We start from the raw sequence: 22,585 nt of genomic DNA, 5'->3' as shown, positions 1-22,585 counted from the left end.
CGATCGCGCGTAGCAGCTTCTCCATGGTACAATTACGAACAATACAATAGTCAAGCCAAACTAACTAATTTTGTAGGGTGGGCATTGCCCACCCTACTAGCGCTTCGCCCTTATCTATCGTGTAAATGGTGTTGGCATTGCGAATCGTAGACAACCGGTGAGCGATCGCGCGTAGCAGCTTCTCTCCATGGTACAATTACGAACAATACAATAGTCAAGCCAAACTAACTAATTTTGTAGGGTGGGCAATGCCCACCCTACTAGCGCTAAATTTTTTCTAAGGACAAACAACCTCGTCATTTTGGACAACATTATCCATGGCTAATTTAGAAGACAAATTGGAACTGTTTTGCAACGAACAAATCTCCATCGATATTGCCTGCGTGTCTTTATCGAGATAAATAATACCAGCGAAATTCTTGATTTCCTTAGGAGTTTTCGCTAGAGCCGTAGTAACGGTAAAATAATCTTGGGCTTTTTGAATTTTATATTGGTAATTTTCCGTACTGTTGGGAACGCCAATGGATAAATCATCCAAACTAGATGCAAATTGCACGTTCTCCAAACGATATGCTTGCTGGGCGCGATTGATGGCACCAAGTTGGTTTTTCGCTTCGGTTTCTAGTGCCCTTGTTTGTTGTCTTTGAAATTCTCTTTGAAATGCAGTTCTTTCTGACTGTTGTTCCACTTGTTGTTCTAACTGTTCCACTCGTTTCTCTAGCTGGGCTACTCGTTTTTCTAATTGATTTTGGCTCGTTTGAGTGGTATTGGTTGTATTTGCAGCATTCTCCGTTTGATTTACCCGTTCGTCATTTTCTTGAGAACAACCAAGAAGAATTAAATTCAGCACGATGAAGAAAGTAAATGAGAAAATAGATTTCATAATTCGTACCAAACAGCGTTTCACAATAATTGTCAATTTTTTCAGATTTTTCAGAGAGAAAATAGTCTAATTTTCGGGCAATATGAAAGTACTTTCCTTGGAACTATCAGAATAATTGCTTTGCTGTCAATATAGCCATAAACCTATCCTTCCACCTCTTCTGCCAAACCCGTTTGCACCTGCCACAAACCGGCATAAATCCCATTAAATTGTAACAACTCCTCGTGAGTGCCTTGTTCCACAACTTCACCCTTATCCATTACATAAATGGTATTGGCATTGCGAATTGTAGACAACCGGTGAGCGATCGCGATAATCGTACGATCGCGGGTAATTCGTTCCAACGACCGGGCAATCGCTGCTTCCGTCTCGTTATCCACCGCCGACGTTGCCTCATCCAAAATCAACACCGGTGGATTTTTCAACAAAGCCCGCGCGATCGCTAAACGCTGCCGCTGACCGCCAGAAAGCTTTTGCCCCCGTTCTCCCACTATCGTATCGTAGCCTTGGGGCAACTGCTGAATAAACTCGTGTGCCTCTGCTAGCGTCGCCGCCGAAGCAATTTCCTCGCGCGTTGCGTCAAATTTCCCGTAAGCAATATTTTCCGCTACCGTACCGTGAAACAGAAACACATCCTGACTCACCAAACCAATTGCCCCGCGCAAATCCTCCAATTGAATTTCGCGTATATCGATACCATCTAGCGCAATCTTGCCCGCCTCAATTTCGTACAGCCGCAGCAGCAATTTCGTGAGCGTACTTTTGCCCGAACCCGTGGCACCGACAATCCCCACCGTGTGACCGGCAGGAATTTGCAAAGATAGATTCCGAATCACCGGATAATCGGGGCTGTAGGCAAACGTGACGTTGTCAAACAATACATCTCCCTTTACTTGGGATACCGGCAGCGGCTTGTCTCCCGTGCGAACGTGGATGGGGGTATTCAGCAAATCCATCACCCGATTGGTGGATGCCATAGCGCGTTGGTATTGGTCTAAAGTCTGCCCCAAGCGCGTCAGCGGCCACAATAAGCGTTGGGTAAGGAAAATCATGGTACTGTAGGCACCAACCGCCAAACTGCCAGCAATAACCAAGCGACCGCCGTACAGCAAAATACAGGTAAACCCAATCAAAATTAGCATCCGAATCAGCGGTACAAAGGCAGAACTCAACGCGATCGCGCGGGCATTGCTTTTTTGATAGTCGCTACTCAACCGTTCGATGCGACGCAGTTCGTAGCTTTCTGCTGTAAAGCTTTTAATCGTCACCATCCCCGATAAATTATTTGCCAACTGGCTGTTGAGGTCGCTCACTTTTTGCCGTACTTGGGCGTATCGCGGTGCCAGCCAGCGTTGAAACTGCACCGAACCCCAGAAAATAAACGGCATGGGCAAAACCGCCATCCAAGCCACATCCGGGGTGATAATAAAAAATGCTCCTCCAATCGCGATCGCGGTTGTGGTCACTTGCAAAATTTCATTGGCACCAATATCTAAAAATCGCTCTAGTTGGTTAATATCATCGTTGAGAATCGCCATCAAACGACCGCTGCTGGTCTCCTCTAAATAAGAAATATCCATATCTTGCAAGTGACCGTAAGCATCCAAACGCAAATTGTGCTGTATTTTTTGCGCTAAATTGCGCCAGTTGGTATTGTAAGCATATTCAAATGCCGACTCCAACCCCCAAACAATCACCGTCAAAATCGCCAAAACCGCCAATTGCCCGTTGATGTTGGTAATGCCAAAACCGGCAATCAGCGATTCTTCCCGTTTCACCACCACATCCACAGCCGTGCCAATCAAAGCGGGAGGTGCTAGGTCGAATAGTTTGTTCAAAACCGAATAGACGCTGGCACGAATAATTTGACCGCGATAGGAACGACCGTAGGAAATCAGACGTTTGAGGGGATGTTGCTGGCGACGAGACAATTTAGGCTTCCTCCTGCCAAATACCGGCAAAAATACTTCTGGCGGCTAAATCGATGCGATGGATGTCTTCTTTTAGCAGCGGCGGCCATTGAACCCCTACTTGCTGACCGCGTGCGAACAACTGCTGGCTTTCAATAGCGAGTAAATAAATTGCATAAGTTAAATGTCGGTCGATGTAGTCGGGATACTCCTGTTTTTGTAGTTCTTCAAAGACTACCTTCAAAGCCAGCAAGATAGAAGTCATTTGACCGGGAATCGGTTGCTGCTGGCGCTTCAGCAGCATCAGAAACGCATCGGGGTTGCGTTGGCTGAGCAAGGCTGTTCCTTGGTCGATGAGAAATTGTCTGGCTGTGGGATAGTCCATATGAGTTTTTTAGCTGCAAGCGTGGTTGGCGATCGCGTTTTGCGGTCCGACTAGAGAAATATAGGGCTGTTGCAAGTATTTTTGGGCAACATCTTGGGCTTGTTTGGGGGTAACATTTGCGATCGCTTCTGGGAAATACGCATCGAAATCCACACCCAATCCCAAAATTTCGTACCAACCGTAGATTTGCGCCAGTTGCCCGTTGGTTTGCTTGCCCAGGGCGTATTGCCCCAACAGCTTGTTTTTGGCGGTTTGTAGGGTTTCCTCGCTCAACGTGCGATCGCCCAAACGTTCGATTTCCGATCGCATTTGCTGCAGGGCGGTATCGGTATTTTCCGGTGCCGTACCCATGTAAGCCACAAAATGGGAAGGATCGAGGCGCGTGGGATAAAAAGCAGAAATATCGTAAGCCAACCCCTGTCGTTCCCGCAACTCCACAAACAAACGGCTGGATAAACCGTTGCCTAAATAAGTATTTAATAGTTTCAAAACCGGATAATCCGGGGAAGGCGTATCGCCATCCTCTAAATTGCGGACAGCACTGGTGAGATATCCCAGCATCAAAATGGTTTGTTGGGTATCTTGAGCCAGAGTTTGGACGCTGGGCTGGGCAATGGGTTGGGAAAAAGCTGGTTTGGGTAATGGGGTTTGGGGGGCTTGCCAATCGCCAAAGAACTTTTCTACCAGTGCCACAGCATCATCCGGCGTAATGCGCCCTGCCAAGCTAATTACCAAATTATCGGGGCGGAAATATTGTTGGTGGTAAGCTTTGATATCCTCGCGGGTGAGATGGGCAACGGTTTCTTCCAAGCCCAAACTGGAAAAAGCATAAGGATGGTCGGGATACATAGCTTGGCGGAGGTTGTCAAAAGCCACCGCCATGGGTTGTTCTTGTTGGGAACGGATAGCGGAGAGGGCGAGTTTCTTCTCTAATTCTACTTCTGATTCTGGGAAAGTGGGCGATCGCAGCAAACTAGCTACCAATTCCAGGATTTCCGGAAAATCGCTGGAAACGGTTTTCATGGTGGTCAGGAAATAATCGTTGGCGGCATCCGCCCCAATGCCAGCCCCAATGGATTCCACCCGTTCGGCAATTTCCAAAGAAGAGAGTTCTTCGGTGCCTTTGGTAATGGTAGCAGCTAGCAAATGGGGCAATCCAGCTTGCGATCGCGGTACCCAACGCCCGCCAGCTTGCAAAAACAAGCGACCGGAAATAATATCGGCAGCGGGATTTTCAACAACAATAACAACAATGCCATTGGGGAGTACGGTGCGGTGAACGTTGCGGTTTTGTAAGGTAGAATTCATAAAATTGTCGTGAGTGGCTGTTGACCGTTTTTTGTAGAATGCTTCTTCTCAATTTATTCTTCCCAAACCGTAGTCGGTTTCAGCACAGCAACCGCGTAGCCAGAACAGGATAAATAGTCAATGGCAATTCTTTGTAACTCTGCCGGGGTAAACGATTGAATTTGTTCGGGATATGCGATCGCTTGTTCGGCTGTGGTAATGGTTTGGTAATATCCATACAATCCTGCCAGTTGGCTGGGGGTTTCCGTAGAAAAAGCATAATCGTTGCACAACAGGCGTTTTGCCCTTGCCAATTCTATCGGAGTTACCCCCCAAAATTGGATCTGTTCGATACAACGACAGATTTCTTTTTCCACAATTTCTAAATTTTCCGGATCCAGCCAAGCATGAATGGTCAGCAAACTCGATTCCTTTTGCAGGGTAAACTGACTACCAATTTCATGCACCAATCCTTTGCTTTCCCGCAAATGCCGCACCAAACGGGAAGAACGCCCTTCCGACAAAATAGCGGAAATTAAATCCAAACCATAGGCATCGTGCATGTTTCGCACCCCAGTTCCCAGCCATCCCATACTCAAACGGGCATGTTCCAGCCGTGGCATCCGCAATTCCGTGCGGCGAATCCGATCCAACGGCAACGCCGACATCGCCGGATTGCGGGGAGATTCGGTGGGGGTGGGGAAATCTTGGAAATTTTCTTCTACCAGGGATAGGGCTTTGTCTTCTTCAATCCCACCCACAATCGCCACAGTCATATTATCGGGCTGGTAATATGTATGGTGAAACTGGCGCATTTGTTCCGGCGATCGCTGTTGTAGCAAATCCGGTTTACCCAAAACCGACCGACCGTAGGGATGGTGGGGATAAATGGTTTCCAGCAACGTTTGGAACATCAACCAGTCGGGGTCATCATCCGCCTGGCGAATTTCCTCGGTGACCACATCCCGTTCGATGTAAAATTCTTCGTCGGGAATGCTGGCGTGAAGCAACAAATCTGCCAGCGATGGCAGCATGGTGGGCAATAAATCGGCGGCGGAGGTAATGAAAAAGTGGGCGTAATCGTGGCTGGTGGCAGCGTTGGCAAATCCCCCTTGGTCTTCGATGACCTGGTCAAACTCACCGGGTTGAAGTTTTTCCGTGCCGCGAAAAATTGTATGTTCCAAAAAATGCGCCATACCAGACCAGGCATCGGGTTCGTTGGCAGCCCCAGCTTTCACCCAAACGTCTACCACGGCTACCGGTGTCGCTGGCATGTTTTGATGGATAACCGTTAGACCATTATCTAGTTGAAAGAGATTGGCTGGAAATTCGGGCGATGTAGAAAGTTTTTTCAACAATTGATTTTCGCTTTTAACTCGACAAATCGTATCGAATACCGGGAAAGCATGGTTGTGGGAAACAACTGCGGTGCCAGTAGCGAATGGGAATGGTGGTTATTGCGTTTGGGGCTTCGCTTTCTTTTTACCAAATCCGAGAAATGGTAGTAGTTGGTATTTTAACCAAAAGCCAATTCCCACCAAAATTGCGATCGCAACTGCCCCGATGCCGATGGGGCTGGGAATCCAGAAAATGGCTTCTAGATGGTTTTGTTTGCCTGGCTGCAATTTCCAGGTGAGTTGGTTGCCTTCTAGATTCATCTGCGGTGAAATCGCATATTCGTGTTTTTCCACGCTACGAAGACCCCAAGGTGCCTGCAAGGTTAATTTTAAATCCACCAGACTGCCAGGGCTAACCAAAATATTGCCTTCTGAAGAAAGAACGGCTAGCGATCGCAGATCGATATCGTACACAAAACGATTGCGCAACACCAGCAAAAAGTTATTTTGGTTAATTTTCAAATTAGACCCAATTTGCGGCAGTTCATCCTGATTTTCGGTATCGGTAGCAGCCTCTTTGGGTGTGCGGGATTCCGGTTGCGATTCGGAAGAATGCGGACCCCCATCCGAAGCTGCTGCGGTTTGGTTTTGTTCTTGGATAGGATGAAAGAAGGTATTTAATTTTTCTTCCAATTCCGCCGCATTGCTAAAGCTCATTTTGGCTTCTATCTCCTGTTCGGAAAGGCTACGCACTTTGCCACCGAGATTGCGCGTGCGTTTGGCAATGCTATCCAACCACGCCGATGCCGCCTCGCGATTGAAAGCCATTAATTTATCGCTCAACCGAACGTTTTGCACGATGGTGCCGTGGGTTTGGTTGTCGAATTGAATCCCTACTTTATAGTCTACACATCCGGTTAGGAATATCGTAGCGATCGCCAAAACACCAACAACGCGCCAGGGCAACCACGGGGGGTTGCCCCTACGGGGGGAAATTGGTGAAATAACCTGCCGAATTTTTGCCCAAAATTTCATAAAACTTGTCTCTTTTCGATCCGCAACCGTGCGTTTGAATCGTCAAAAATTCAAAAACCGCTCTTTGGTAGACTACCAAGCCAGCCCAAATTTTGCTCTAGCCATGCCAGCCAACAGAATATTTGGTAGAGTAGGGGCGAACGGGGAACCCCTACCAGTGCTGCGGTCAACCTACACCGCAGCGATGGCAAGCAACTATTGCTTGCTAGCAACGCCCAACTGGGAGAACAAAATCCCCGGCAAATAGGCACTGCCACCTACCCACTCTGGCTGGCTGCTGAAATCTACCACATTATTAAAGGCTTCAAAAATATTACCAGCTACCATGGTATTTTTGACGCGACCGACAATTTCCCCGTTTTCCACCTTATAGCCCAAATCTAGATTAACGGAAAATTCGCCTGCCAGTTGGTTGGACTGACCAGCCCCCAACACTTGGTCTACGATAATCCCTTCTTTAATATTGCCAATTAGTTCGCTAGTTGGCGTGTTGCCCCCTGCCACGCAAATGTTTACCAAATCGGGGTTGGGGCGAGACAAACCGCCGCGAAAGCCGTTGCCAGTAGGTTGAACGCCACCACGGGCTGCCCAGCGTCGGTCCCAGTAAAATCCTTGTATGGTACCTTGGTCGATAAGTTTCTTGTAGCTGGTGGGGGTGCCTTCGTCGTCAAACTGACAAGCACCGGTGCCTATGCTGGGGTCTTCCCACAAGCTAAAACGCGGATCGAATATGGTTTGACCCACTTTATCGACCAGGGGAGATGCTTTTTGCACCACGGCTTGCCCGGAAAGAATGGTATCGAACAGGCTAACTAAGGTAAATCCAAAAGCCCTGGGGAGAAAATAAACCGGCAACTGACCGCTAGAGACAGTGGCAGTATTTTCTGCCCAACGATATTTTTGCAGCAAATCCTGCAGCAAGGGATTGTCATCGAGACGGTTGGCTTTCATGCAAGCCAGGGGTTCGTCTCTAGCCACTTCGTAGGTGTAGATTTGCAGAAAATCTTCGCCCCTGACCAAATTCCCTTCAATGTCGGCACTGAGGATTTTGCGCGATCGCTGGGCGTAAACATCGTTGGTAGTAGCAAATTTTACCGTACCGTTGCGCACGTGGAAACCGACATTCACCAAAATGTCAGGGTTATATTCTCGCACGCCGCCAATTAGTTGGTTGCCCAACGCTACCAGTTCGTCGCTACTGGGAGGTGTATAGTCAGAACTGGTTTCGCTTTCGCCAACGGTATCCGCAAAGGCAAAATCCACCTCATCGCCAATTTCTGAGGTTTGGATGGCAGCATCCACCAATTCTTCGATACGGGTTAAATCGGTGGCACTGGCAAACCCCAACCGACCATTTTTAATCACCCGCAAGGCAACCCCTTGCAGGGCTTTGGTTTGCAAGGATTTTAATCGGTTGTTTTCAAATTCAATGGGCGTGTCTTCGCTAGCGAGATAGTAGACTTCTGCCGAATCTGCCCTTTGGGAGGCAAGTTGGAGAATTTTTTCGATGGTTGGATCGCTCACAATGCCTATTTCCTAGAAATACTGCGTTCTACAGACAATTTATTTTTCTATTGTTGCGCGTTTGGCGGTTGTATCCAAGGGGAGGAGTGGGAGGAGTGGGATGAGGGGGAGGAGGGGGAGGAGTGGGAGAAAGGGGGAGAAAGGGGGAGAAAGGGGGATGATAGAGTATTTTGATATCTGTCTTAACCAGAAACTTTGCCCCAGGCAAAGCTAGCAACCATCCATTTTATGCAGTTCCCAATGACCACACTCTATCTGCCACGCAATTGTTCGCCAAGTACCCGCGATCGCATACAATGGCACTAAGATGAGGATGGCGGTTCATCAGCACAAGTTCGCTCACCGCAAGTTGTTGGTTTCGGAAACTCCACTGTTCTATGGTCGCTACTGTTAAAGATATTGCTCCCAACACAATTTTAGATGTTCGCAATCTACAGGTACAGTTCGATACAGACGAGAAAGTCATCCAAGCTGTAGATGGTATTTCTTTTCAAATCGAACAAGGGGAAACCCTCGGCGTTGTGGGAGAGTCGGGTTCTGGCAAATCCGTAACGGCGTTGGCGGTGATGGGATTGTTGCCCAACCCGCCTGGCAAAATCACCCATGGCGAAATTTGGTTCCGTGGCAATTTCCAGTCTAAAGGCAGCGGAGAATTGGTGGATTTAAACCAACTGCCCGAATCCCGCCGCCGGCTGTATCGTGGCAGCCAAATTTCTACGATTTTCCAAGAACCCATGAGTGCGTTGAATCCGGTGTTTACCATTGGGTTTCAACTAACGGAAAGCATTCGCCAGCATCGTCAAGTTTCGGATGCGGAAGCCAGGCGGCAAGCCATTGCTTTGTTGCAGGAGGTGCAGGTTCTCCCCAGCGACGAGGAACTACGAGAAACTGCTATTGCCCAACTGCCGGGCAATCCCGACGAAAGAACCATTACCGAAACCATCAACCGGCAAAAACAAGCGATGCTAAAACGCTATCCCCACCAACTGTCTGGGGGGCAACTGCAACGGGTTACCATTGCCATGGCGATTTCGGGCGACCCCAGGCTGCTGGTTGCTGACGAACCCACCACTGCCCTCGATGTTACCGTACAGGCGGCGATTTTAAATTTATTGCGGGAATTGCGATCGCACCGCCACATGTCGTTGATGTTCATTACCCACGATTTGGGCGTGATTGCAGAAATTGCGGATAAGGTGGCGGTGATGTATCAGGGGCAAATTGTGGAATCCGGTTCGGTTTGGGAAATTTTCTCCAATCCCCAACATCCCTATACCCAAGGTTTGCTGGCTTGTCGCCCGCAACCGGAAAAACGATTGCGCTATCTGCCCACGATTGCTGACTTTATGCAAGTGAAAGACCGCGCTGACAGCAACGGTCAAGATTTTTCGGAAATGGGCGACCAAGTCAGTTCTGAAGAAGTTGAAGACCGCCTGAGTTCCCTACAAACACGAGAATCCCTGCTCTCGGTGCAAAATTTACAGGTTGGATTTCCCATTCGTGGGGTTTTTGGCAATACCAAACGCTATGCCATGGCGGTGAATGGGGTTTCTTTTGACCTTTTTGCTGGGGAAACGTTGGGGTTGGTGGGCGAGTCGGGTTGCGGCAAAACCACGTTAGCCCGCGCTTTGTTGCGTCTGGTGGAACCCATGAGCGGTACGATTTGGTTTGATGGTGAAAACGTTACCAATCTCACCTATCGCCAGCTGCGAAGGCTGCGCCGCCAGATGCAAATTATTTTTCAAGACCCGTTTAGCTCGCTCAATCCCCGGATGACCATTGGCAGTATTGTGATGGAACCGCTGAATATCCATCAGGAAGGGGGAACGAACAAACAGAAACGGGAACGGGTTGCTTATTTGTTGGAGCGAGTGGGTTTGGATGCCAATTACATGAAACGCTATCCCCACGAGTTTTCTGGCGGTCAAAGGCAGCGGGTTTGTATTGCCCGGGCGTTGGCGAACTATCCTAAGTTTATTGTTTGCGATGAGTCGGTTTCGGCGTTGGATGTTTCGGTGCAGGCGCAGGTTTTGAATTTGCTGAAGGAGTTGCAGCAGGAGTTTGACCTAACTTATATTTTTATTTCCCATGATTTGGGGGTGGTGAAGTTTATGAGCGATCGCATGATGGTGATGAATCGCGGCAAAATTGAGGAAATTGGTCCCGCAGAACAAATTTACCGGCAACCGCAGACAGACTACACCCGCACTTTGATCGATGCTATCCCCACGGGAGATTTGGCAAGCATTCAAAAGCGTCTGGCTGGATAAAACCTTGACAAAATTACCAAGATATGGTAACCAGCTGGCAGGCAAGAAAATCCAACGCACCATAGCGGCGGTTCGGTGATATGGGATACTGAACTTGGACAATACAACTTGGAGGTGTATTCGTGGCCAAGAAAACGTTGGCAAACCTACCCGTTGAAGAACTCAATGGCAAGCGCGTGTTGGTGCGGGCAGATTTTAACGTGCCCCTCAACGATAGCGGTTCGATTACCGACGATACCCGCATTCGCGCTGCCCTACCTACCATCCAACACCTGACTAACAACGGTGCCAAAGTCATTCTCACCAGCCACCTAGGGCGTCCAAAAGGCCCTGACGAAAAATTAAGCCTCAAACCGGTGGGCGTCCGTTTGGCGGAACTGTTGGGCAAAAAAGTCCTTACTTGCGACAATTGCATCGGCGAAACCGTGGCTGCCACCGTCAACGACATGCACAACGGCGATGTGGTCCTGTTGGAAAACGTGCGCTTCTACGCGGAAGAGGAAGAAAACGACCCCGAATTCGCCAAACAACTGGCTTCCGTAGCCGATATGTATGTCAACGATGCTTTTGGCACAGCCCACCGCGCCCATGCTTCCACCGAAGGGGTTACCCACCATTTAAAACCTTGCGTCGGCGGCTTCCTTATTGATAAAGAATTGCAATATTTGCGCGGTGCTATTGAAAATCCCCAACGTCCTCTGGCTGCAATTATCGGCGGTTCCAAGGTTTCCAGCAAAATTGGTGTCATCGAAACGTTGCTAGAAAAAGTCAACAAGCTACTGCTGGGCGGCGGTATGATTTTCACCTTCTTAAAAGCCCGCGGCTACAGTGTTGGCGGTTCCCTGGTGGAAGAAGACAAACTGGAATTGGCGCGATCGCTGGAAGCCAAAGCCAAAGAAAATGGCGTAGAATTGATGCTACCCACCGATGTGGTAATTGCCGATCGATTCGCTGCCGATGCCAACGCCCAAACAGTGAAAGTAGAAAACATCCCCGATGGTTGGATGGGCTTGGATATCGGTGCCGATACGGTCAATGCGTTTCAACAAGCCCTGCAAGATTGCAAAACCGTGATTTGGAACGGACCCATGGGCGTGTTTGAATTTGAGCGTTTCGCTGAAGGTACCAAAGCGATCGCGCGGACCATGGCAGAACTCACCGATAATGGTGCTAGTACAATTATAGGTGGGGGAGACTCCGTAGCGGCTGTGGAAAAAGTGGGGCTAGCCGATAAAATGAGCCATATTTCTACCGGCGGCGGTGCCAGCTTGGAACTACTAGAAGGCAAAGAACTACCAGGTATTGCTGCCCTCAACGATGCTTAAAAAATCATTTCCAAACCACCCGGTTTGACGCGCGAACCAAAAGCAAACCATCTACGATAATAGGGGAAGAAAGGGAGAATTCCTGCTTCCCCCTTTCTTATTAGCGAGGTAGCCATGAGTTCCCTAATTGCTGCCATTGTTTCTCTGCTAGCGATCGCGCTTTTATACCTCCGTTTTTCCGTGCGCATGATTCACAGCAACGATATGGCACTGGTGGAACGTTTGGGCAAATACAACCGCCAGCTAGACCCCGGCATTAACTTCGTCGTTCCCCTCCTAGAAAAAATTGTTTGTCGCTACAGCCGCGCCGAACAAGTCTTAAACGTTCCCTCCCAGGAAGCCATCACCAAAGACAACGTTTATATTACCATCGATGCCGTGGTGTACTGGCAAGTGGTAGATTTAGAAAAAGCCTATTACAATATCGATAAATTAGAAGCCGCTTTAGAAAGTTTAATTAACACCACCCTCAGAGCAGAAATTGGTCGCAAAAACTTAGAAGCCACCGTATCTTCCACCAAAGATATCAATCAAATTTTATTAAAACAGGTAGATGATGTGACTGCCAATTGGGGCGTCAAAGTAACCCGGGTACAGGTGGAACGCTTGGAATTACCCGATGATGTACGTGCCTCTATGGCAGCCCAGCAAGCCGCGGAAATTGACAAACGGGCAACCCTTTCCAAAGCCCAAGCCACCGCCGCCTCCATTGAAGAAATTTTGAAAGTATTGGGAACGCATTTTTCCGAACTTCCCAGCGGTCGAGAAATTTTGAAGTTTTTGGTTGCCAGGCAATACGTAGAAGCAGCTTCCCAAGTTAGCCAAAGTCAAAATTCCAAAATTATTTTTATGGACCCAAAAGCTTTAACACAGAGTTTGGAAGAAATGTTAGAAAGTAGTGAAATTTCTACCTTGGGTACAACGGAACCCTCCCAAAATTTACAAACCCAAACCCAGCAGCAATCAACCGGCGAATCTTCAGGGAATGTCACGCCATCGCCGTCTACCTCAGAGGAATAGGTGGTGGAAATGGGAAAGAGGGAGCTTTGCATACCACGAAACGAATTTTTTGTCAAGATGGGTCCCCTTGCCTTTACAAAAATAAATGTCCATGGGGATAGGGCAAAAAATTTCCGTCCCCCAAAAAATATACGCAATTATAGGGCTGAAGCGACTTGAGAAAAAAATTGCATATACAACACACCCATACTATGACTTTTGATTTTACAATTTTCCATCCCCATGGGTCAAGGGGCGAAATTTCGTAGCTAATTGACAAGATTCTCAATTATTTCGGGAGATATTCTGGAGGGATTTTGGGGGAGAGATTGAAAATACAAAACGTTTTGCTGCTAGCGATTATCTGGAGATTATAGATAGACCATCCGCGACAATCTACCCATAGATAGCATACTAAAAATTAGATATCTGCCTCCCCAATCGCCACTTCCTAACCGCGATAAAGAGCATCCGCCACCCGAGCCACATCCCCCATAGCAGCGACATCGTGAACTCTTAAAACATCGCAAGCACCCGTAGCGATCGCAGCCGTACAAGCCGCAGCAGTTCCCCAAATGCGTTCCTTAGCATGGGGACGATTGAGAATTTTGCCGATGAAGCTTTTACGAGAAACACCCACCAAAAGGGGATAGCCCAATTCCCGAAACGCCGCCAACCGCCGTAAGATTTCCAGATTTTGCTGGTAAGTTTTGGCAAAACCAATCCCCGGATCTAGGATAATTTTACGTGCATCAATGCCCGCAGCGATCGCAGTTTCGGCGCGATCGCGCAAGTAGGCTTTCACCTCAGCCACCACATCTTCGTACTGAGTAAGCTGCTGCATAGTTGCCGGCGTTCCCCGCATGTGCATCAAAACAATCGGCGCTTGCTGCTGCGCCACCACAGAAAACATATCGGGGTCGTGGGTCCCAGCAGTAACATCGTTAACCACATCGGCACCGGCAAGCAAGGCTTCGCGGGCTATTTCCGACTTCATCGTATCGATGGAAATGGGCACTTGGCTTTGCTGGCGAATCGCTGCAATCACCGGCAAAACCCGTTTTCGTTCCGTTTCCAAAGCAACATCGGCAGCCCCTGGTCTGGTAGACTGACCGCCAATATCCAAAATATCCGCACCCGCCTCTGCCATGGCCATACCTTGCTGGGTAGCAGCCTGCAAACTATCGAAATCGCCGCCATCGCTAAAACTGTCGGGGGTAACATTTAAAACCCCCATCATATAGGTACGTTTTCCCCAAACGAGACAACCTTGGCGTAGGGGGAGAGAAAGTTGAGAAGAAAGGGACATATCGACACGCTGAGACAACAAAACTCGGCGATGGTGCCGGAGGTACCGGTCCTTCGGACCATCGCTGGGGACAAGCGATTCTCCGTAGCAGACGCTTCGCGAACGCACAATCGTAGCCACAATTTATTGATAGTTGGCAATGCGAGCAAATGCATCCGGTTTCAAACTGGCACCGCCCACCAAAGCACCATCGATTTCCGGTTGTGCCATAATTTCATCGATATTATCGGGTTTCACCGAACCACCGTATTGAATGGGCACATCGGGCGTGCTGAGTTGGGCGCGAATCAAGCCAATAACCCGATTGGCTTCTTTGGCATCGCAAGTATCGCCGGTGCCAATCGCCCAAATGGGCTCGTAGGCAACCACCAAGTTTTTCTCATCAACATTAGCCAAATCTTTCTCTAATTGGCTGTAAATATGCGCTTCCGTTTGCCCGGCATCCCGCTGTTCTTTGCTTTCGCCTACACACAAAATCGGCGTCATCCCGTGTTTTTGGGCAGCTAGCAGGCGTTTATTTACCGTATCGTCGGTTTCGCCAAAATACTGCCGGCGTTCGCTGTGACCGACAATGGCATAGGTAACACCCATTTCCAACAGCATGGGAGCGGAAATTTCTCCAGTAAACGCCCCCGACTCTTCCCAGTGAATGTTTTGCGACCCCAGGCGAATTCTAGTGCCATGCAGGTTTTTCGACATCACCCCCAAAGCAGTGAAAGGAACGCACAAAACCAATTCCCGGTCTTCCGGCGTTTCTTGTACGGCGTGGCAGAATCCTTGGAGAAATTCCAGGGCTTCTGCCTGGGTTTTATGCATTTTCCAGTTACCGGCAAGAATAATTCTTCTCATAAGCCTCAAAACCATGAAAAACTAAAGACGCGACTGGCGATTTGCCAACAGTGGTTTAGTATAGGAAAGAAAAGGAATAATTCCCAGTAGCAGGAAATTCCGGTTTTCTGTACCAACGCTGCTGTTTTCAGTATTGACTATCTATCCTACACTGCCACGCACGCGATCGCGAAGCCTCTGGTACGGAGAATCGTCAGCACCCCCAGCTGAAGCACGGGGGCTTCATGCCTCCAGCTTCAGCTAGCTAACCAGCCTAAGTCTTAACTGACTGACTACATTTGTATTTCGCCGTTATCCGTTCGCTCCTGGTGCTAAGGTCACAGGAATAGCGGTTGTACAGGGCACGAAACCTATCGAAGATTTTCCGTGAAATGGTGGTACCAAAATGCGGTCCTAGACCAGAAAAAAATTGACCCAAGGCATTTTGGGATGGCGGAAAATTTTGATTTAATAGAAAAAGGCAGCAAAAGTGGTAGCATGCGTGGGATGCTGCTGTTGTCCGTTGGGTGGATCGGGGAACAATAAACCCAACCACCGGCAAAACTCCCCAAACTGCCTACTCGGTGCTATCAACGCCAGCGAAACCTAGGGTTGTTCTATGTCTTCCTATCCTTCTTCGGGTCCTTATCAAAGTCGCGTCTTTAATTTTATCGCCAAGCGATCGCGTCAGTTGGGCGATGGCTTGGGATTGCTGTGGCGTCGAACCAAAGTAGCCTCCCGCTGGGGGCTGCAACTGCTGCTGTATCCCATCTACGTTGCCCTGCAAAGCACCCGCGTGGTTCGCCAACGCTTGCACGCCAAACAGCAACCAACACCGCCGGAAGGCACGTTTTCCCCGGCGAAGGAAACTTCCCCCACCCAGCAAATTCCGACCGATACCCCCATCCAGCAAGTGCTTGGGGCGATTGGCGCGGCCATTGTTTCCCCAGAAGAAGCCAGCGAAGCCAAATCAGAACCCGCTACCGAAGTAGAACCAGCAACCTCTTCTCTACCAAAATCCCGGGGATTGCCTGCATGGATAGAAAAAACGATCCAGCGATTCTCTATACTAGACACTTTGCGATCGCGCCATTGGTGGCATCAATACGCCAGCAACGATCGCCAACCCACAGCCGCCACCAGCGATACCACGCCCCAACAGCAGCTATTTTACCACCTCGAGCGCCGGGAGTTAGAAATTGAGGCCATTCCCTTACCCGCCTCCCAAAGCATTCAATCGGTGGCTACCCAGCGAGATCGCCGCACTTTGGTTCTGGTAACGCCAGAACAGGAAATTATAGATATCCTCTCCCCCCAGCAACGACAAGCCATTTGCCAGCGTATTGCCAAAGAACTCAGCCACTACCACCGTCGAGAAATAGCTCCGGTGACCTCCGCTGCCCTGGAAGCACCGTCATCCCAGAAATACTCCTGGTGGGAACGGCTTTGGGGGTGGATGCAAACCAGCCCCATAGCTGTCAAAGCTAATTTATTCTCCGAATCTAACTTAGTGGCACAGCAGGAACCCTCTAGCCTACCCTCCCTACGGCAACCGGGGAATCTCCCCGTGGAAAACGACCCCCAAAAAGCACTGGAAATGGCATTTTTAGACTGGGTTTGTTGCCATTCCCCGCAAACTTGGCGGCGGTTTGGGGCAGCTTTGGAATGCGCGATCGCGAAAAGAGAAAGCAGCGATTTGACACCCAGTAGCGATTTGGGTACCGTTTTAATTCAACGGGGTGGTACTTGGCTGCAGCACGAACCACGCCAGTGGCGTCACTATCAAATCCAATTTCACTGGGGGCAGCCGTTGGCAGACCCTCCTCGATTCCCGCAAGCCCAGCAGTATATTTACGAGTTAATTCAAACTGCGATCGCTTACTTTTTTGCCCGTCGCCTCCATGCAGAAACCGACGATTCCCAGCCCCATGCTTCTGCTGCCGATGGAGATCGAGATCCCATTTCCTGGGGCGATCGCATGTTCCAGTGGTGGCAAAACGTGAAAGCTGGCACCTTGCCCCCCTATCGCTACCCTCAATTTGAACGCATCCAGGAAAACGAAAACTGGCTGACCATGGAGGAACTGTTCGGCAAAGCCAAGGCGTATTGCATTACCAAACTGGAAGACACACCCACCGCCGCGGTTGTGGAAAGTTCCCCCAACCACCAAACAACCAGCAACCACCAGCCAACGCCCAACTTTGCCAGTTCCCAGTTGTCTTCCCATCCCGGTTGGTGGGAAACCACCGATGGGGAGTGGATCGACACGGAAGCCATTTCTCTGGGTTACGAACGCCATCCCTTGCAAATCATCCTGGAAAAATTGGACCAATTTATGCTGTGGTTGGAAACCTGGTGGGATCAAATTTGGCAGTGGTGCCGCCAGAAACTGCAGCAATGGCAAAACTAGCTACAGGCACAAGCTGGGAACCACCAACGCCCCTGGGCACGTCGTTAAGAAACGCCACCAGCGATATCGCCAACCCGAGCTGTTTCCTCAATATTTCGTGGGAAATGGCTAGCAATGCTAAGATAAAAACTGTTTGAGATGCCTCGTTTGTAGCATCAGTTTTTCATATCTGCATGTTGGAGATTCGCCATGTTAACCCTAAAGATCGTAGTCTATATTGTTGTTGCTTTTTTCGTTAGCCTGTTTGTCTTTGGATTTCTATCCGGCGACCCTGCTCGCAACCCCAAACGACGCGACCTAGAATAATCGCTGGTCATTGTTGGGTTAAAATTGGGTTTTGGGGATGCCTTTGGGTATCCCCAAAGCTTTGCTTGGGGAAACTATGTACGGGGGCTGCCGGAAGCGTTAGATTGTCCCAGAAGATGTCAATATGCCCTATCCAGTACCACCACCGCCAGAACCACCCCAAATTCTCGTAGCCGATCCCCAACCCACCTCCCAGCCATCTTCTTTTCGGTTTGACAGCGATCGCACCGGTCAAACCCAACTTCCCCAAGCGATCGCACCGGATACCATCAACCCACCCCCCAACCCTGCCAATTTGTTGCCACCGGTGCCAGTTACTGCGCCCTTGCAAGCCCAAATCCCCGATGCAGGGATTCCCATTAACGTTCCCCTCCCCAAACCAACGTCAAACCCGCCGCCACCCATTTTCCGCGACAGCCAAGCCGAAGATTTTCGCGTTCCCCAACTCCCCTCGGGAAACACCACCGCAGTAACCGAAGACCTGACCGTCACCGCCAACACCCAGAACTTCAACCAGCAAGAGCAAGTATTTACGGCAGAGGGCAACGCCATCATGCGCTACCGGGGAACCCTTCTCAACGCCGATCGCTTGCAGGTAAATTTACGAACGCGCACCGCCGTAGCCCAGGGGGATGTGGCTTACCAATCGGGCAGGCAAAAACTATTTGGCGATCGCATGCGCTACGATTTGGCAAGGGAAACCGGCACCATCCAACAAGCCCGGGGTACCATTTTTCTGCCTTCTGCCCAACAGGATTTTGCTCCTACCTCACCCGCCAATACCACCAGTTCTTCCAGCAATACCCCCCTCAGCGATCGCGTTTTCTCCACGCAGCCGTTGGAAGTCAGCCCTGGTGCCGGTGGTGCTAATTTAGGGGTGGATGTGGGCGTTGGCACTGGTGCTACCGGCGTGGCTTCCCCCGATACCCAATCAGGCGGATTTACCCAAGTTCGCTTTGAAGCCGAACAGCTACAAGTCACCCCCGAAGGGTGGCAAGCCACCGACATTAGCTTTACCAACGATCCGTTTTCCCCACCGGAGTTGCAGCTGAAAGCCAGCGAAGCCAGAACCCGACCATTGGAAAATGGGGCAACGGAATTGCGCGCTGAAAATCCACGTCTAGTTTTCGACCGCGGGTTTACCCTGCCTTTGCTGCGGGAACGGGTGGTTATCAATGAAGAACAAGAAGATCCTCTGGTGCGGTTTGGGTTCGACCGCACCGAACGCGGTGGCTTATTTATAGAGCGGGATTTTTCGGTCATTTCTCGGGAAAAGATAAACCTCAGCCTCACCCCGCAATTTTTCGTACAGAGAGCCATTCAAGGGGAAGGCGGTTTTCTCGATCCTTCCCAGTTTGGCTTGCTGGCTTCTTTGGATGCCACGATAACGCCAACCACCTTTTTGGCAGGTTCGGCAGAGTTGAGCAGTTTGGCACTAAACGACGAAGAAGAGTTTCGCGGTAGTTTGCGCCTGCGTCAAAGCATTGGCAACCACCTGCTATCGGGGGAATACAGTTTCCGCGATCGCTTGTTTAACGGATCTTTAGGATTTCGCACGGTTCACCAAAGCATTGGTGCAGTGTTGCTTTCTCCCAATATCGAGATCGGCAATACGGGAATCACCCTCAACTACCAAGGCAGCATCAACCGCATCGAAGCAGATACCGACCGTTTGGATTTGTTAGAACCATTTTTCGTTCGCGAAAACGACCGCACGGAACTCACCCGCTACCAAGCCAGTGCTTCCCTCACTCGCGCGTTTTCCCTGTGGAGGGGGGAAGCGTTACCAGCCACCGCAGAAGCAGGATTGCGCTACACGCCAGTTCCCGTGGTACCTTACGTGCGTTTAATTACCAGCGTTCGCGGGGTTGCTAGCGCCTACAGCAACGGCGACGAACAAAATTCTCTCTCCGGCAGCATCACTTTACAGGGTCAATTCGGTCATTTCTCCCGGGATTTTTGGGATTATACGGCATTTAGCATTGGGTATTCCCAAGTTTTGCTGGATGGGGAATCACCGTTTTTCTTCGACCGCTTGGTGGATACGCAAGTGCTGAATTTGGCGATTTCCCAGCAAATTTACGGACCTTTTCGCCTGGGGGTGGAGGCAGCTATCAATTTGGATACCAATGAGGTGTTTAGCAGCGATTTTATTTTGCAGTACAACCGCCGTACCTATGGCATTACGCTGCGGTTCAATCCAGAACAGCAGGTGGGTGGAATTAACTTGCGCATCAGCGATTTCAACTGGACTGGCAACACGACCCCGTTTTCTGGCAATGTAGATACGGTGGATCGGGGGGTGCGGCGCGATTAGAGATTTGGGAGAAAAAATTCCAAAAGCGATCGCCTTTCAGTTCTATTACGAGAAAAGACGTGAGCTTGAAAGCCTTGCTTCTTTCCCTGCAGGGATGAAAAGCGACCCGTGTGGCCCCGCCGCCGTCGGTCAACCTGAAATTTATGCTAGGATTTTTAAAATCATGTACCATGTCTAGCCATGCTCGCCCTTGAGTTCAAAGTAAAAGGAAAGCCCTACCGATACCGCGCCATTGATGAAGCCATATAGTTCGCAAGAAGGGGCGGTTCGCGAACCGCCCCTTCCACACGTACCCACATTTGCGCCTTGTGGGTGTTGGTTGGATCGAGATGAAAATGCGGCGCGCAAGATTTGGGAACTTGCTTTCAGTACGGTGGGGCACACCGGAACTTCTGTTGGTGAGACAGGAAACGCTTCCGGAGATTGGTCCGCTACGGTAGCTGGCGAAAGCCTGTTTCCGCAAGACAAATCCCTGAAGGAAGCATCCGCAAGAATCCGCGTCTGCGACCAGCGCGCAGTGTCAAAATACAATGTATTCCTTAACAAGCACAAAGGCATAATTCATGGATTTCTTACGAAAAGCTTTCAATATTGCCATTAGCATCGCTTTGCTAACCTATATTGGAGCGAGTGTCATTCGATTGACGCTGTTTTTTCTAGAGAAAAATTAAACGTTTTTGATGTGTTGACCAACTGTTAGGAACGATTTATGGCTGACCCACTGACTCCCGAAATCAGCGATCGCATTTGCAAGCACATGAACGAAGACCACGCCGATGCCATCACCCTATACGCGCAATATTTCGGTGGGGTGAAAGCAGCAACGGCAGCGCAAATGCTGAAAATCGACCCGCAAGGCATGGATTTACAAGTCCAAATGGATTCCGAATCAAAACCAATACGCGTAGAATTTGAACGCACCCTGGAAGATTCGGAAGACGCTCACCATACCCTGATTGCCATGGTCAAGCAAGCCAAGGCGGCCATGAAATCTTCTTCAAGTTAAAATCAAAACCGGCTCGTCAAGCAGCATTGAATTAATTTCTGAAAAATAACCCTTGGTTAGGGGTGCTTTTGCTTTGCGGAGCGCCCCTACAAAAATCCCCCTCCCATCTATCCCACCTCCAATTCAGAAGATAGTGCCCGCGAACGATATTTCTGCCTCAGCGCCTCCACAGCCTCGTAAACTTCATCAACATTTTCCACCAAGCAGCAAGCAGGCATATTTTCGGTCCAAGTTTGGTAAAAAGCAGGAATTTTATAATAAGAACCAGGCAACAAAATATGGGGAATATCCAAAATCAAACATAAAATATGTACATGCAGGCGATTCGTAATTACCAAATCGTAGGCTTGTAATTGCCAAATCCCACTATGCATATACTCCCAAGAAATCCGATGGAGGTGCGAGGCGTGAACCTGGTTAAACACCAACCCAGAAGGATGCAACCATTTCCAATTTTGACGGGAAAGCCACTCTTTTGGCGTTTTGAGCCCCCGCTGCCAGCCTTCCCTTGTCAAACGAACCGAACCAGGAATGCGAATGCCATCTCCCGGTTTTCTCGTTATCCAAGTATAAGAAACCCAATCTTGGACATCCAGACCATCCAATTTTAATTTTTCTGGTCGGAAGCGATCGTTGATTTCCGCATCTGTCCTACACAAATAAAGAATACGAGGCGACTGAGAGCGCTTTTGGGGGATTTTAGGAAGACCAACCAGTTGAAAAGCCATATCCGGTGCTTTGTAAAGCTTACAATTATAAAAAGCTTCCCGAGCGATCGCTAAACTGCGATCGTCCCTAGCAAAAATAGTCACATCGGGATGTTGGTTGAATATCTTTGCCGATCGCGCCAGGGCTGCTTCGCTGGAAAAATAAATGGTTTGCGGTAAAATAACAATGGGTCGCCCTTGATATTCGCTAACAATTTTTTCGCGAAAGTTTTGATATCCCGGCCAAAAATCGCCAAAATTGCCCCCACCATGTAAAAAAATAGGTCCTTCCTTAGAAAGTCCGGCAAACTCCTTTGCAGAAAAATCTTTTCCCATTGGAGATACATAATCTATCTGTGCTTGACGAGTTTGAGTAATATAAAAAATGCTGCCCAACCAAATAAGATGGTCCCCAATATTTAAATGGGAAGGATAATCGAGCAAAGCACAGCGCTTGAAGTTGGGGATATTGGCAAGCGCTTGATGTAAGGATCGTTTGAGGTCTTGAGGGGTTTCCAACGGGAGATTATTTTTTAAATTCATTGATACCGTTCATTGCTTTCCTGCGCAATTGGAAAGAACGTAGCGAGATAGCCATAAAGCCAACCTAACACAAACAAACCCATAAAAAGAGGGATGGCCGCCTTCACATCGCATTTTCCAACCAATTTCAGCCATCCCCAATAAAACAGGCAACCACAGTTATCTATGACGCGCCATCCGTCACATAAATCCTCGATACATTTG

17 protein-coding genes are annotated in these 22,585 nt (G+C 49.3%); 7 read left to right on the top strand and 10 right to left on the bottom strand.

The window, feature by feature from the left end; all coding sequences use genetic code 11:
• Positions 1 to 277: 277 nt before the first annotated feature.
• The 7 genes from AS151_RS16045 to AS151_RS16015 form a co-directional block, all read right to left on the bottom strand.
• Positions 278 to 883 (bottom strand): type IV pilin-like G/H family protein, encoded by a 606-nt coding sequence (locus tag AS151_RS16045; RefSeq protein ID WP_084639636.1) that lies wholly within the window; start codon positions 881 to 883, stop codon positions 278 to 280.
• A gap of 143 nt (positions 884 to 1,026) precedes the next feature.
• The gene (locus AS151_RS16040; RefSeq protein WP_211517622.1) at positions 1,027 to 2,814 is read right to left on the bottom strand and encodes an ABC transporter ATP-binding protein; all 1,788 of its coding nucleotides are present in this window, start codon (positions 2,812 to 2,814) and stop codon (positions 1,027 to 1,029) included.
• A gap of 1 nt (position 2,815) precedes the next feature.
• Positions 2,816 to 3,178, bottom strand: a complete 363-nt coding sequence (locus AS151_RS16035) for a Dethiobiotin synthetase (protein ID WP_071518070.1) — start codon at positions 3,176 to 3,178, stop codon at positions 2,816 to 2,818.
• A gap of 9 nt (positions 3,179 to 3,187) precedes the next feature.
• Complete coding sequence (locus AS151_RS16030) at positions 3,188 to 4,486, bottom strand: pitrilysin family protein (protein WP_071518069.1); 1,299 nt, start codon at positions 4,484 to 4,486, stop codon at positions 3,188 to 3,190.
• Between the two features lie 53 nt (positions 4,487 to 4,539).
• Positions 4,540 to 5,820 carry a pitrilysin family protein gene (locus AS151_RS16025; RefSeq protein WP_211517624.1) on the bottom strand — a complete coding sequence of 427 codons (1,281 nt, stop codon included), beginning with the start codon at positions 5,818 to 5,820 and terminating at the stop codon, positions 4,540 to 4,542.
• Between the two features lie 99 nt (positions 5,821 to 5,919).
• Entirely contained in the window at positions 5,920 to 6,837 is a 918-nt protein-coding gene (locus AS151_RS16020) for a DUF3153 domain-containing protein (RefSeq protein WP_084639635.1), read from the bottom strand.
• Positions 6,838 to 7,032: 195 nt separating this feature from the next.
• Positions 7,033 to 8,361: a TldD/PmbA family protein gene (locus AS151_RS16015; RefSeq protein WP_071518067.1), complete on the bottom strand. Its 1,329-nt coding sequence runs from the start codon at positions 8,359 to 8,361 to the stop codon at positions 7,033 to 7,035.
• A gap of 377 nt (positions 8,362 to 8,738) precedes the next feature.
• Between AS151_RS16015 and AS151_RS16010 the strand changes: the two genes are divergently transcribed.
• From AS151_RS16010 to AS151_RS16000, 3 genes are all read left to right on the top strand, one after another.
• Positions 8,739 to 10,631, top strand: a complete 1,893-nt coding sequence (locus tag AS151_RS16010) for an ABC transporter ATP-binding protein (protein WP_071518066.1) — start codon at positions 8,739 to 8,741, stop codon at positions 10,629 to 10,631.
• Between the two features lie 122 nt (positions 10,632 to 10,753).
• Positions 10,754 to 11,956: a phosphoglycerate kinase gene (locus tag AS151_RS16005; RefSeq protein ID WP_071518065.1), complete on the top strand. Its 1,203-nt coding sequence runs from the start codon at positions 10,754 to 10,756 to the stop codon at positions 11,954 to 11,956.
• A 114-nt stretch (positions 11,957 to 12,070) separates the two neighbouring features.
• A complete protein-coding gene (locus AS151_RS16000) occupies positions 12,071 to 12,976 on the top strand; it encodes an SPFH domain-containing protein (RefSeq protein WP_071518064.1) in 906 nt (301 codons plus the stop codon).
• Positions 12,977 to 13,406: 430 nt separating this feature from the next.
• Here the strand turns inward: AS151_RS16000 and folP are convergent, their stop codons facing one another.
• Positions 13,407 to 14,264, bottom strand: a complete 858-nt coding sequence (gene folP, locus AS151_RS15995) for a dihydropteroate synthase (RefSeq protein ID WP_071518063.1) — start codon at positions 14,262 to 14,264, stop codon at positions 13,407 to 13,409.
• A gap of 123 nt (positions 14,265 to 14,387) precedes the next feature.
• Positions 14,388 to 15,113 (bottom strand): triose-phosphate isomerase, encoded by a 726-nt coding sequence (gene tpiA / locus AS151_RS15990; protein ID WP_084639637.1) that lies wholly within the window; start codon positions 15,111 to 15,113, stop codon positions 14,388 to 14,390.
• 598 nt (positions 15,114 to 15,711) lie between these two features.
• Between tpiA and AS151_RS15985 the strand changes: the two genes are divergently transcribed.
• The 4 genes from AS151_RS15985 to AS151_RS15965 all read left to right on the top strand — a co-directional run bounded on the left by AS151_RS15985 (position 15,712) and on the right by AS151_RS15965 (position 21,131).
• Complete coding sequence (locus AS151_RS15985) at positions 15,712 to 17,502, top strand: hypothetical protein (protein ID WP_071518061.1); 1,791 nt, start codon at positions 15,712 to 15,714, stop codon at positions 17,500 to 17,502.
• 189 nt (positions 17,503 to 17,691) lie between these two features.
• Positions 17,692 to 17,808 (top strand): photosystem II reaction center protein I, encoded by a 117-nt coding sequence (locus AS151_RS15980; protein ID WP_071518060.1) that lies wholly within the window; start codon positions 17,692 to 17,694, stop codon positions 17,806 to 17,808.
• Positions 17,809 to 17,932: 124 nt separating this feature from the next.
• On the top strand, positions 17,933 to 20,125 hold the full coding sequence (locus AS151_RS15975; RefSeq protein WP_071518059.1) for a DUF3769 domain-containing protein: 2,193 nt from the start codon (positions 17,933 to 17,935) through the stop codon (positions 20,123 to 20,125).
• Between the two features lie 709 nt (positions 20,126 to 20,834).
• On the top strand, positions 20,835 to 21,131 hold the full coding sequence (locus AS151_RS15965; RefSeq protein WP_071518057.1) for a DUF2470 domain-containing protein: 297 nt from the start codon (positions 20,835 to 20,837) through the stop codon (positions 21,129 to 21,131).
• A 107-nt stretch (positions 21,132 to 21,238) separates the two neighbouring features.
• Here AS151_RS15965 and AS151_RS15960 read toward each other — a convergent pair whose 3' ends face one another.
• Positions 21,239 to 22,381, bottom strand: a complete 1,143-nt coding sequence (locus AS151_RS15960) for a polysaccharide pyruvyl transferase family protein (protein WP_071518056.1) — start codon at positions 22,379 to 22,381, stop codon at positions 21,239 to 21,241.
• Positions 22,382 to 22,585 lie beyond the last annotated feature (204 nt).

Origin of the sequence: Geitlerinema sp. PCC 9228 (assembly GCF_001870905.1) — a bacterium.
Taxonomy (GTDB): domain Bacteria; phylum Cyanobacteriota; class Cyanobacteriia; order Cyanobacteriales; family PCC-9228; genus PCC-9228.
Note: the sequence above shows the minus strand (reverse complement) of the source record. Positions and strands in the feature narration are given on the sequence as shown.

Bases quoted from the DNA above. Each gene is read 5' to 3' on its own strand.
- AS151_RS16045 (WP_084639636.1), bottom strand. From the start codon at position 883: ATGAAATCTATTTTCTCATTTACTTTCTTCATCGTGCTGAATTTAATT.
- AS151_RS16035 (WP_071518070.1), bottom strand. From the start codon at position 3,178: ATGGACTATCCCACAGCCAGACAATTTCTCATCGACCAAGGAACAGCC.
- AS151_RS16030 (WP_071518069.1), bottom strand. From the start codon at position 4,486: ATGAATTCTACCTTACAAAACCGCAACGTTCACCGCACCGTACTCCCC.
- AS151_RS16020 (WP_084639635.1), bottom strand. From the start codon at position 6,837: ATGAAATTTTGGGCAAAAATTCGGCAGGTTATTTCACCAATTTCCCCC.
- AS151_RS16010 (WP_071518066.1), top strand. From the start codon at position 8,739: ATGGTCGCTACTGTTAAAGATATTGCTCCCAACACAATTTTAGATGTT.
- AS151_RS16000 (WP_071518064.1), top strand. From the start codon at position 12,071: ATGAGTTCCCTAATTGCTGCCATTGTTTCTCTGCTAGCGATCGCGCTT.
- folP (WP_071518063.1), bottom strand. From the start codon at position 14,264: ATGTCCCTTTCTTCTCAACTTTCTCTCCCCCTACGCCAAGGTTGTCTC.
- tpiA (WP_084639637.1), bottom strand. From the start codon at position 15,113: ATGAGAAGAATTATTCTTGCCGGTAACTGGAAAATGCATAAAACCCAG.
- AS151_RS15985 (WP_071518061.1), top strand. From the start codon at position 15,712: ATGTCTTCCTATCCTTCTTCGGGTCCTTATCAAAGTCGCGTCTTTAAT.
- AS151_RS15980 (WP_071518060.1), top strand. From the start codon at position 17,692: ATGTTAACCCTAAAGATCGTAGTCTATATTGTTGTTGCTTTTTTCGTT.
- AS151_RS15975 (WP_071518059.1), top strand. From the start codon at position 17,933: ATGCCCTATCCAGTACCACCACCGCCAGAACCACCCCAAATTCTCGTA.
- AS151_RS15965 (WP_071518057.1), top strand. From the start codon at position 20,835: ATGGCTGACCCACTGACTCCCGAAATCAGCGATCGCATTTGCAAGCAC.
- AS151_RS15960 (WP_071518056.1), bottom strand. From the start codon at position 22,381: ATGAATTTAAAAAATAATCTCCCGTTGGAAACCCCTCAAGACCTCAAA.